The sequence below is a fragment of the Streptomyces xanthophaeus genome, assembly GCF_030440515.1.
Taxonomy (GTDB): domain Bacteria; phylum Actinomycetota; class Actinomycetes; order Streptomycetales; family Streptomycetaceae; genus Streptomyces; species Streptomyces kutzneri.
The window spans coordinates 44,118-55,211 of sequence record NZ_CP076543.1 but is presented as its reverse complement, the minus strand read 5'-3'; the positions used below and the strand labels follow the sequence as shown (position 1 = coordinate 55,211).

8 protein-coding genes and 1 tRNA gene are annotated in these 11,094 nt (G+C 74.6%); 5 read left to right on the top strand and 4 right to left on the bottom strand.

Going from position 1 to position 11,094, the window contains the following annotated elements:
• Positions 1–306: 306 nt before the first annotated feature.
• A complete protein-coding gene (locus tag KO717_RS00220) occupies positions 307–711 on the bottom strand; it encodes a hypothetical protein (protein ID WP_301363653.1) in 405 nt (134 codons plus the stop codon).
• Between the two features lie 194 nt (positions 712–905).
• Here KO717_RS00220 and KO717_RS00215 point away from each other — a divergent pair, with 194 nt between their 5' ends.
• From KO717_RS00215 to KO717_RS00200, 4 genes are all read left to right on the top strand, one after another.
• Entirely contained in the window at positions 906–1,271 is a 366-nt protein-coding gene (locus KO717_RS00215) for a maleylpyruvate isomerase N-terminal domain-containing protein (RefSeq protein WP_437184451.1), read from the top strand.
• 346 nt (positions 1,272–1,617) lie between these two features.
• The gene (locus tag KO717_RS00210; protein WP_301363652.1) at positions 1,618–2,022 is read left to right on the top strand and encodes a transglycosylase SLT domain-containing protein; all 405 of its coding nucleotides are present in this window, start codon (positions 1,618–1,620) and stop codon (positions 2,020–2,022) included.
• A 1,878-nt stretch (positions 2,023–3,900) separates the two neighbouring features.
• Positions 3,901–5,337 (top strand): MFS transporter, encoded by a 1,437-nt coding sequence (locus KO717_RS00205; RefSeq protein WP_301363651.1) that lies wholly within the window; start codon positions 3,901–3,903, stop codon positions 5,335–5,337.
• A gap of 1,610 nt (positions 5,338–6,947) precedes the next feature.
• Positions 6,948–7,454 carry a nuclear transport factor 2 family protein gene (locus KO717_RS00200; protein ID WP_301363650.1) on the top strand — a complete coding sequence of 169 codons (507 nt, stop codon included), beginning with the start codon at positions 6,948–6,950 and terminating at the stop codon, positions 7,452–7,454.
• A gap of 253 nt (positions 7,455–7,707) precedes the next feature.
• Here the strand turns inward: KO717_RS00200 and KO717_RS00195 are convergent, their stop codons facing one another.
• The 3 genes from KO717_RS00195 to KO717_RS00185 all read right to left on the bottom strand — a co-directional run bounded on the left by KO717_RS00195 (position 7,708) and on the right by KO717_RS00185 (position 9,625).
• A complete protein-coding gene (locus tag KO717_RS00195; protein ID WP_301363649.1) occupies positions 7,708–8,391 on the bottom strand; it encodes an HAD family hydrolase in 684 nt (227 codons plus the stop codon).
• 78 nt (positions 8,392–8,469) lie between these two features.
• Complete coding sequence (locus KO717_RS00190) at positions 8,470–8,835, bottom strand: hypothetical protein (protein WP_301363648.1); 366 nt, start codon at positions 8,833–8,835, stop codon at positions 8,470–8,472.
• Between the two features lie 715 nt (positions 8,836–9,550).
• Positions 9,551–9,625, bottom strand: a tRNA-Trp gene (locus KO717_RS00185).
• Positions 9,626–9,951: 326 nt separating this feature from the next.
• Between KO717_RS00185 and KO717_RS00180 the strand changes: the two genes are divergently transcribed.
• Positions 9,952–11,073 (top strand): glycosyltransferase, encoded by a 1,122-nt coding sequence (locus tag KO717_RS00180; protein ID WP_301363647.1) that lies wholly within the window; start codon positions 9,952–9,954, stop codon positions 11,071–11,073.
• The last annotated feature ends 21 nt before the right edge of the window (positions 11,074–11,094 follow it).

Below are 11,094 nucleotides of genomic sequence, written 5' to 3'. Positions count from 1 at the left end.
CGTTCGAGTGCGAGTTCGCGATCGCGCTCGGTGTGACGGTGGCGGGGCTGATGCCGGAGGCGTTCCTGCCCGGCCCGCACGCGGGCCGTGTCGGCACTGCCGCCGGCTGGGTCGTCGGTGTCGCGGGCAGTCCCGGCCGGGCTCGACGGCGAACGCTTCGACGTGATCCTCGCCCCGGTCGGCCGCGCCACCCTGGAACAGCTGGCGGCCACGGCCGGCTCGCGGTCTTCGGCAACCTCGCTCCCTCCGAACCCGTCCCGGCCGACCCCGGCGCCCTCGTCATGAATGACAGGTCGGGTTGGAGGGTCAGGGCATTTGGTCGGGGTCGCAGGTTGCGCGGCGTAGCCCGATGGTGCGCAGGGCCCGCATCAGCCCTTCCTCGTCGCCCGCGCGCACCAGGTGGACGGCTCCGTCGGTGGTGAGGATGCCGAGGTCGTCCGGGGCTGTTTCGGCTCTGGTGCGCAGGACGACGCCGCTGGGTGGGTCCAGGGTGCGTACGCCCTGGAACACGCTGAGTGCGGCGGGGTCGTCACGGAAGCCGCCGGACAGGGTGAGCACGGTGATGTCGGGGAGCAGGATTCGGGCGTGTGCCAGGGCGACGCCGGGTGTGTGGGCGTGGGAGATGACCTGGAAGTGGGGGTTGTGCTGGATCCGTGACCGCAGCAGCTCCAGTTCCGCGCCTTCCGGTATGCCGACCACCAGGACTGTCATCACAGTCCCTCATCCTCCGCCGCGGCGGAGGGCCCGTCGAGTCGGGCGCGACGCCCCTTCCGTGCCCCCTGCCCCGCCCGGCCAATCCCCGCGGGCCTGTCACCGCGCCGCGCCGCGCCGTGACGGGTGGGGGTACGGGTCCGGGCCGAGGGGCCGGTCTACCCTGCAGGTCCACCGTCCGGGAGGAGCGGCAGATGACCGGTACGCCGACGTTCGACCTCGGACCGCAGGCCCGGATCGTGGCCCGCCTGGCGGCCGCCGTCCCGGACGCCCGGCTCGTCGGGTGGACGCCCTGTCCTGTGTACACGGTCGCGGGTCTGCTGGGTCATCTCGTGGGTCTCGCTGCTGCTTTTCGTGACGCGGCTCGCAAGGATCTGGGTGTCACGACCGATACGGCTCCTGGTACGGCTGTGCCTGTTTTGTCTGTGGGCTGGCGTGAGGAGCTGCCGGTGGTCCTTGGCGAGCTGGCCCCTGGCCTGGCGGGAGCAGGCCCCCTCGCCCCGGCGGGAGCGGGGCCTGCGGTCTGGTGGGGTTGTGTCGTTGGGTGGTGTGGGTGGTGACGGTTGGTGAGGTTGGGGGGTGTTGGGGGTGACTCGGCCCATAGGGTCCATGTCACATACGAGTCGGGTTAGTAGCCTCCGGGTGGTCTCTTGCCGGGGGCTGGTACCGGTTCTGACCTGTGTGGTTTCCGGGTTGCTGGTGGTGGGGGCGGGGGTGTGTGGCTGCGAGGGTTGTTAGTACGTGGGGTCGTTGCCAGGGGGTCGGGGCGTCTGTAGAACTGGATGAGTCGCCAGGCGGCACGGGTACTTCACCCGCCGCCGACGAACCCCTCTCCACCGCGTGAGTGGCTCACGCATGTCTTAGGCATGCCTGCGACCGCCCTTGTTCCCTGTGGAAGGTCAATCCGTGTCCAACGCCGTCATCCGCCGCATCGCCATCTCGAAGAAGGCCCTCGCGGGCACCGTCGTCGCCCTGGGTGTCGCCGGTTCCATGCTTGCCACGGTTCCCGCTCAGGCGGCTCCGGTGAGCGCGAAGGCGATCGCGCAGCAGATGATCAAGGACCCGGCCCAGTTCGCCGCGTTCGACAAGATCATTTCTCATGAGAGTGGCTGGGACTACACCGCGACCAACGCTTCTTCCGGCGCGTACGGCCTGGCCCAGGCCCTGCCGGCCTCGAAGATGGCTTCCGCGGGTGCGGACTGGAAGACGAACCCGGCCACGCAGATCAAGTGGGGCCTGGACTACATGAACGACCGCTACGGCAGCCCCGTCGGCGCCTGGAACTTCTGGTCCGCCAACCACTGGTACTAAGCCACCAGCGGCAGCACAGCGCCGCGCGGCATCGTGCGGCGCAGCAGACAGCAGATATACGAGAACGCCCGGCCGGGACCTCCCGGCCGGGCGTTCTCGCGTACCCGCCCCGCCCGCCCCGCCCCGCCCGTCTCGCCGTCGGCCTGCCGGGTTGTCCGGCGGCTGTTCGGGGCGGGCCTGGTTGCATGCGGGCTTGTTGCCGGCTGTGGCTGGTGTGGTCACTGGCTGGGAGTGGGTGGTGGCACAGGGTGTGCCGGGCGGGGAGTGTGGGTGTCGTGCAGGACGGTGTTCATTGGCTTGCGGACCGGGTAGCCGGAGGGCGGCACCGTGTGGTTTTCGCGTACGGCGTCACGCAGCGGGAACTGGTGAACGGGCGTGAGGGGTGTGCACGGATCCGTCGCGTCGCCGATCACGGATGTGCAGGCATGGCACGTGGTTCTCGGTCTGGCGGCGGACGATGAAGACGTGGTGCGGGTCGGCGTGCGGCGGATGGTTTTTCGCCGTCGCATACGGGCCGGGGGAACGGCGCGGCGGGGCCGGCCGGCATGTTTCCGCAGCACGGGTGGAGGCGATCGGTCTCGACCCGTGGGTGGAGCGTCCACCGGCGGTGTTCTCCTACGTGAGGGACGGCGTGGACGTCTGCGGCTTCAACATGGGAGAAGAGCTGTGGTGATGGGGCGGGCAGTCGGACTTTCTGTGCCCGAGCTGGTGGCGGCCGGTGTCCTGTACCCCGACGGCCGGTACGCGCGGCCCGGGAGGAGTCCTGCCGGGACCGGGACCGCCACGCACTGGCACTCATAGAAGCCCGGTTCGGCCCGAGCCTGCCCCGCGGGGTGCTGGAGGACGAGCCGCTGCCCGCCTTCGCCATGGCCCGAGCGGCACCGCACGCCCGGCCCCGGCAGACGGGACACCACACACCCCGCCCCCGGTGGCCCCGACTCTGGCCCCGGTTCTGGTCGCGGCTCTGGCCCCGGTTGGGGTCCCGGTTCCGCCCCTGCTCCCGTCCCGGCCCTGGCCCCGGCAGACGGGACACCACACACCCCCAGGTCCCATCCCTGGTCCTGGCCCCACCCCTGGTCCTGGCCCCGTTCCCGGCTCTGGCCCTGGGCCGTCTCTTTCGGATCTTGCCTGACCCGCGCCGCCTGGCACCCACCTCATCCCCCAGACTCCGTCCGGGGGGACCCCAGCAGGTTGTTCGGGGCGCCCGAGTACGTCCAGTACTCGGGCGCCTCTCCGCTTTGCGAGGCACGGCACCGGACGACGCGGGCTTGACCGGCAAGATCCGAAAGAGACGGCCTGGTCCCGGTTCCCCCGTGGTGCCGGTCCTGGTCCCGGCTCTGCCCTGGCCCCCGGTCCCGGCTCTGGGCTGGCTCCTGGCCTGCGGCCCCGGCCCCCGGGTCTGGCCCTGGTCTGGCTCCTGGCCCCGGCTCTGGCCTGCGGCCCCCGGCCCCCGGGTCTGGCTCCTGGCCCCCGGTTCCGGCTCTGGCCCTGGTTCCGGCCCCCGCCCCTGGTCCCGGTCTTGGCCCCGGTCTCGGTTCCGCTTCTGCTCCCGCTCCTGCTCCCGGTCCCGGTCCTGCTCCCGGTCCTGCTCCCGGTCCCGGTCCTGCTCCCGGTCCTGCTCCTGCTCCCGGTCCCGGTCCTGCTCCCGGTCCTGCTCCTGCTCCCGGTTCCGGTCCCGGCCTCCGCTCCTGGTCCCGGCCTCCGGTCCCCGGCCCCCTCCAGCCCCGCGGCCTCCGGCTCGGGGCTCGGGGCCGTCGTCGCGGCCAGGGGCTGGGGGTTGGGCTGCGTTTGGTGGTGGGTCGTCCGACGATGGGATCAGGGGCCGGGTGCGGGGTGCGCCTCCGCTCCGGGTGTGTCGGCTGAGAGGGGAACGTCCTGATGCACGCTGAGACCTCGCCGGCCGCGTGCAGGACGGGGGCTTTCGTCGCTGTCGCTGTCGCTCTGTTCTGTATCCAGCTCGATTTTTTCGCTCTCAACCTTGCTCTTCCCGGGATCGCGGCGGAACTCGGTGTCACGGTCTCGGCCGCGCAGTGGACCCTGTCCGCGTACATGCTCGCGATCGGCTGTTTCTTCATCGTCGGCGGCCGGGTCGGGGATGTCTTCGGCCGGCGTGGCAGCCTCCTGGCCGGGCTGGCCCTGTTCACTGCCGGTTCTGTGGGCTGCGCGCTGGCCTCCGGTCTCGGCCTGCTGGTCGCGGCCCGGGTCTTGCAGGGTGTGGGCGCGGCGTTCGTTTTCCCGGTGTCCGTGTCCGTGATCACCAACACCTTCCCGGGGGAGACCCGCGCCAGGGCCCTGGGTGCCGTGTTCGGCGTCGCGAACATCGGGACCGCGCTCGGGCCTTTCGTGGGCGGCGGGCTCACCGAGGGACCCGGCTGGCGCTGGATTTTCTGGCTGATGGCCCCCCTGGGCCTGTTCTCGCTGCTCACCGCTGTCCTGTATGTACCGGACTCGCGTGACTCCTCGGTGCCCCGTGAGCTCGACCTTCCGGGCTGTGCCCTGATCGTGTGCTCGCTGGCCGCGCTCACCCTGGCCGTGGAACGCGGGGACGCCTGGGGCTGGGGGAGTACCCGTACCCTGCTGTGCTCCGCCCTGGCCGTGACGGCCGGTGCTCTGTTCCTGCTGCGGGAGCGGGCCGCCTGCCACCCGCTGGTCGACCTGCGGCTCCTGCGGAATCTCCCGTACGTCCTGGTGACCGCGATGGGTTCGCTCACCAACATGGGCTACGGCGTCACCGTCTTCCTGGCCACTCTCTACCTCCAGGGCGTACGCGGGCTCTCGCCGCTGCTGGCGGGCACGGTGTTCCTGGCCCCGGCCCTGCTCGTCGCCGTCAGCGGCCCGCTCGGGGTACGCCTGGGCCGGCACATGCGGCCGACCGCGGTCATGGCACTGGCCGGCGCGGTCGCGGGCACCGGAATGTACGCGCTCGCCCAGGCCGGCGCATGGTGGCTGTACGTGCCGGTGTTCGCGTGGTGCGGCCTGGGCCTGGGCCTGGGCTGGACCTACTCCAGCGTGGCGACCCAGCAGGTCGTCGCACCGGCCAGGGCGGGGGAGGCCTCGGGCGTACTGCTGACGTTCCTGGTCACGCTGGGCGCGATCGCCCTCGCCGGGACGGCCGCGGCGCTCTCCGCGATGACCCCGCAGCGGCCGCCCGAGGACGCCTACGACACGGTCCTGCAGCTGGGCGGGACGGTCATCGTCGCGGCATCGGCCGTCGTCATGGCCGTACGCCACCGGCTCGTGCGGCGCGGCAGGATCCCGCCGCTGTCCCTGCGGGCGGACGACACCACCGCACGGGAGCCGGGCCGCCGGCCCTGACGGGCGCGGAGCGGACGCCACGCCCCGGTGTGCCCGGCCGACGGGACCCCGGGTGGCCGCGCCTCCCTCACCCGCGTCCCTCACCCGCGTTCCTCAGCCGTGTCCCGCACGCCGTGACGGGGGACGCGAGGGCAGGGCCGGCGGCCCGCGCTGGCCCGCGGCGCCACCCCGGGGCGGCCGGCCACCGCACCGGGGACCTCCCCCCGATCTGCTGCCGGCCGGACCGGTCCGCGGGTCTGCGGCGCGCCCTGGACCGGCAGGACCGCGGCCATGCCGATGGAGCCGCTGCCGGCCGGAGCCCAGGGGGCGGGGGAGGTCTGGCCCGGGTGCCGGCGGCCGTCCCCGCCGATGGGCGGCACCAGCGCGGCCGTCCCGCCACGACCGGCATCCAGCCCGGCCGGGACGGCGCCGTGACGGGGCGGGCCGGCGATCGCGCGGCCCCGCCCGCGGCCGCGCGTACGGCTGTGAGCGCCCGGGACGCGCCGCCGATGCTGCCATCGCCGGCACCATCGCCATCGCCATCGCCGGCACCGGCACCGGCACCGGCACCATCGCCGGCACCGGCGCCTGCCGGCGGCGCGTGTTCCGGGTCCGGGGGCCTTGTCGTGCGTGTCCCGTGTCCCCGGCGGGCCTGTGCCGTGCGCAGCCGGGTGCGCCGGCGGTGGAACAACTGCCGGGCGGCCACCCGGACCTCCCGGGGCCGGAGCGGCCGGCAGGCCGTCAGGACACGGGCGAGGCCGCTCCGGACGGGACCGCCTCCCGCGTTGACGGCTCGCGGCCACGGCCGGATAACAGCGGCCGCCGCCGGACACCAGGCCCGCCGCTCCGGGGATCTGCGGGGGTGCGGGCCGGGACGGGCAACGGGTCCGGCGGTGGTGGAAGACGCGCCCGCGGCAGGACGGCTGCGGCACCGGCGTGCCCGGCCGGCCGCCTCCCGACGCGTCGCGCAGGCACCGGAGTTCGGGGAACCGGGTGCGCAGCCCGGTACCGAGACCGCCTGGACCAGGCCCACGTCCACGAATCCCGCGGTCCGCCCGGTCCCGTCCGCCGCCCGGGACACAGCCATGACGCCGCGCGCCGCCGGCACCCCTGGAGCGGATCACCGCCCCCACCAGACCCGCCCCCACCAGACCCAGACCCAGACCCCGGCTCCCACCCGGCTCCCACCCGGCCCCGGCCCTCACGCGGCCCCGGCCCCTACCTGGCCCCGGCCCCGGCCCCTACCCGGCCCTGGCCCCGGCCCTGGCCCCGGCCCCGGCCCCGGCCCCGGCCCTCACGCGGCCCCGGCTCCCACCCGGCCCCGGCTCCCACCCGGCCCCAGCCCCGGCCCCGGGGGCCTGGGCCTGGGGCGGGTGGACAGGGGTGGGCAGTGCTGGACAGTCACCGGCTCTGCAGGGCCTGGAGACCGGACACCGCCCGGCACGAGTCTGTGTCCCATGAACGTTGCACGTACACAGCCGGACGGGGCGGCACACCCGCGCCCCCGGCCCCCGGCGGCTCCGCCGCCCACCCGGCCGCCGCACCCCCCGCACCCTCCCGCCGCTACCACCACCGCCATCACCGTTGCCGTTGCCGGCAGGGCCGCGCCCGTACTCCCAGGAGCTTCCACCATGACGTCCCGCGCGCTGCGTACCCTCACCGTGCTGACCGCCACCGCTTCCCTCTGTGCCACCGCCTCCGCCGCCTACGCCGCACAGGACACCGGCCACCGCACGCCGGGGATCGCTGCCGCCTGGGCCCGCGCCTGGAACGGCACCGAACCCCAGGCCCTCGGTGCCCTGTTCACCGCCGACGGCACCTACACCGACGAAGCTGTCGGTGTCACCTTCCGTGGCCGCAAGGAGATCGCGGGGTGGAAGGCCCGCGCCGACACCCTCATCGACAACGTCCACGTCACCATCCGCAGCGCCCGCCTCGACGGCGACCGCATCACCGTCCGGGCCGTCTACTCCGGCCATCTCAAGGGCGCACCCAAGCCCTTCGCCGTACCGATGACCACCCGGCTCGACCTCGACAGGAACCACTGCCGCATCGCCGTCGACCAGGACCACTACAGCCTGGCCACCGTCCTCGCCCAGTCCGGCCTGCCCGCCGACTGGACCCCGCCCGCGGCCTGACCCCGCCCGCCGCCCGCGGCCGGGCGCTGCCAGGCCGTCTCCTTCGGATCCTGCCCGGTTCCCGCGCCGCCCGGCACCGCACCTCATCCCCCCGGACTCGGTCGGGGGAGCCCCCAGGCTGCCGGGCCGCCCACGTACCTCCCGCCCGCGCGCCCCTCCGCCCGGGGGCTCCTCCGCCCGGGGGCCGCTTCTCCGTCCGGGGGTTCCTCCCGGCGGTGGCCGGGGGAGACGCACGGTGCCAGACGGTGCGGGCTCAGCCGGCAGGATCCGAGGGGGACGCCCCCTGGTGCCGGCCGGTGACGAGGGCGGGCAGTTCGCGCATGTCGTCGAAGACGACGGTGCCCGGGCCCGCGAGCCGTTCCGGCGGGGTGAGTCCGCCCGCGTAGCCGAAGGCGCGCATGCCGGCGGCGCGGGCGGCCTGGACGCCGGGGCGGCTGTCCTCCACGACCACGCACGCGGCGGGGTCGACGCCCATCCGCCGTGCCGCGTGCAGGAAGAGGTCGGGGGCGGGTTTGCCGCGGGCCACATCGGCAGCGCTGAAGATACGGCCTGCGAAGCGTTCGTAGAGCCCCGTGACACCAAGGGTGTGGCGCATCTTGTCGTGCGAGCCGCTGGAGGCGACACACACCGGCAGGGTGATCTCGGCCAAAGCCCCGGGCAGCCCGTCGACCGCCTCCAGCCCGCGGTCCACCGCGTCCCGGTGGCGCCGCAGGAGCTGTTCCCACCACAGGGCGGCCGTCTCCTGGCCCAGCCGCTGCGCGATCTGTTCGCAGATCGACTCCTTGGAACGGCCGATGAACCGGTCGACGGCCTCCTCGTGGGTCAGCGGCCAGCCGAGCTCCGCTCCCAGGGCCATCTGGATACGCACGGCGATGCGTTCGGTGTCGACGAGCACTCCGTCGCAGTCGAATATCACGAGTTCCACCGGCTTGATCATCCCGGCAGCATAAGGGCCTGCCGGACCCGCACGGCGCGCGTGTTACGGCCCCGCGCCAGGGGGCCGGGGGCACCCCTTTTAGCGGCCGCCGCGGCGCGCGCCGAAGTGCAGCGCGAGAGAGGCGGCGGCGGTCGCGGCGGCGACGCCGGCCACCATGAATCCGTCGCGTGAGCGCCAGGACAGCACCGACCAGCGTGAGCGCGCGGACAGCAGGGAGCCCGTGCTGAGCCAGGAGGCCGCCGAGAGCACGGACAGGGAGGAACCGATGGAGGCGGCACAGAGCGCGCTGCCCACGGAGCCGATCGACAGGACCGAGCCGACCGAGCCGATCGACAGCACCGAGCCGACCGAGCCGATCGACAGGACCGAGTCCTTCGACCAGAGGGAGAGGGCCGACCCCTCACCCCCGCACCACGAGTCCGTCCACGCATGAGATTCGGTCACGGGCCCATCCTGACAGGGAAACCGGCCCCGGGGGACCGGCACCCGCCGGGCGGACCGCATCCCCGGCCGCAGGCAGGCACAAGCCGGCGCAGGCCGGCATCCCGGCATCCCCGGCCCGGCCCGGCCCGGGATGCCGGCGGAGGGGAAGCACCCGCCCCTTCACGCGCTCCGCGCGCCGCAGGGGGCACGTGACCGGCGGCGTACCGTCGTCCGGCTTCGGCACGGGCGGCCGCGGACCGGCCACCTCGTGGGTGAACGCGTACCCGACCGGCCCGTCAAGCCCCGGCCGCCGCGGTCCGCGAAGCGGCCGCACGCGCCCGGCCGGCCTCCGCCGTCGGCGTCGGCACGCCGGCGCCCGCCGCGTCACGGCCGGCCGCCGCCACCAGGGTCCTGAGAGCACCTGTGCCGCCGGCTCCGCGGACTGCGATACGCCGCCGGCGCCCGCCGCCTTCCGCTCCCCGCCGGGCCCCCCGCATGAAGCGGCGCACGCCCATGGCCTGACCGCCCGCCGGCCCGCCCGTCCGCCGGTCCGTCCGGGCACGGCGAACGGTCTCGGGTACGACGGCTGCCGGTCCCCTGCGCGAAAGCAGCGGACGCCGGCCCGGCCAGCCGGCCGGCCCGGACACGCTGCCGTCCTGCTGCTCTGGCCGGCGGCCCGAAGGCCCCTCGCCGCCTCCACCCGGGTGATCACCGGCCGGGGCGGGCCCGGGGCGGGCGGAGCCGGCCGGAATCGAACCGGCGTCCTCGCGATGTTGGAGACCGCGCGCGTCGACCTCTGCGCTACGGCCCCGCCCGCCCCCAACCGTACCGGTGCCGTTTTGCAGCCGGCAGCGCAGAAAGCCGGCCCGCCCCGCCCCCCGGGCCCGCCCCGCCCCCCGGTCTGCCCCCGCTTCTTCCGGCCCGCCCCCAACCCCCGGCCCGGCCCCGCTCCTTCCGGTGCGGCGGCGGCCCGGGAGCACATTGCACTCTTCCCGGACAGGCGTGCCCGAGAACGTCCGGTTATCGATCCTCCGGGGGGAACGCAGCGTGTGTGCGCGTCGGTTCACCGGAGGGAACCGGGCCGGCCGGGCCCGCACGATCGGTCCCGGCCGGCAGATTCGATGGCAAGGAGAAACCGTGCGCATACTCTTCACCGGACCGGCGGCAGCCGGCCACCTCTTCCCGATGATCCCGACCGCCCAGGCCTTGCGTGCCGCCGGCCACGAGGTGCTGTTCGCGGGCTCGCAGCCCCTGGGCCAGCTCCGCGAGGCCGGTTTCCCGATCGTCGAGATAGGCGACGGCCGCAGCATCCGGGACGTCTTCGAGCAGTCCACGGACGAGGAAGTGCGCTACGTCGCACCGGACATGACCACCGACCAGATCCTGGACCGGGCGGCCCACGGTTTCGCGCTCGTCTCCCGCTCCACCGTGGACGGTCTGCTGGAGGCCGCCGAAAGCTGGCGCCCCGACCTGCTGGTCTACGACTCCTTCCAGGCGTCGGCCCCGCTGGTCGCGGCCAAACTGGGGATCCCGTCGGTGGTCCACAACTTCGGCGTCACCTCGGGCCTGGACATGGTCGCCCGGCTCGCCGCCAACTTCACCGAGGCGTACGGGACGTACGGGGTGGACGCCCCGGCCGAGCCCACCGCCCTGAACATCGTCCCCGCCTCGCTCGGCGGCGACCCGGGCGGCCTGCGCGTGCGCTACCTCCCCTACAACGGCGGCGGCACCGTCCCCGCCGGACTGCTCCGGCGCGCAAGCCGTCCGCGGGTCGCCATCACCCTGGGCACCGTGCTCACCGAGCTGGACGGCGTCCGCGCCATCGTCCGCCTGATCGAGGCCGCCGCGTCGGTGGACGCCGAGTTCCTGCTCGCCGTCGGCGATGCCGACCTCGGCCCGCTCGGCACCCTCCCGGACAACGTCCGCCCGCTGCCCTGGGTCCCGCTCGCCGAGCTGCTGACCGCCTCCGACGCACTGGTCCACCACGGCGGCTCCGGCACCCTGCTCACCGCCCTGCAGGCCGGCCTGCCCCAGCTCCTGCTGCCCCAGGGCGCCGACCACTTCGCCAACGCCGCCGCCCTGACCGCCACCGGCGCCGCCCTGCGCTCCGCCTCCGACGACGTCGACGCCCCGCTCCTGGCCCGCCTCACCGCCGACCCGGCCCTGCGCGAGGCCGCCACCCGCCTGCGGGCGGAGAACGCGGCCCTGCCGACCCCGGCCGAAACGGTCCCCGCCCTGGAGGCCCTGGCCGCCTCCTGAGGAGCCCACACCGGGTCCGTA

Coding starts and splice junctions, on each gene's coding strand:
- KO717_RS00220 (WP_301363653.1), bottom strand. CDS start 711: ATGACAGTCCTGGTGGTCGGCATACCGGAAGGCGCGGAACTGGAGCTG.
- KO717_RS00215 (WP_437184451.1), top strand. CDS start 906: ATGACCGGTACGCCGACGTTCGACCTCGGACCGCAGGCCCGGATCGTG.
- KO717_RS00205 (WP_301363651.1), top strand. CDS start 3,901: ATGCACGCTGAGACCTCGCCGGCCGCGTGCAGGACGGGGGCTTTCGTC.
- KO717_RS00200 (WP_301363650.1), top strand. CDS start 6,948: ATGACGTCCCGCGCGCTGCGTACCCTCACCGTGCTGACCGCCACCGCT.
- KO717_RS00195 (WP_301363649.1), bottom strand. CDS start 8,391: ATGATCAAGCCGGTGGAACTCGTGATATTCGACTGCGACGGAGTGCTC.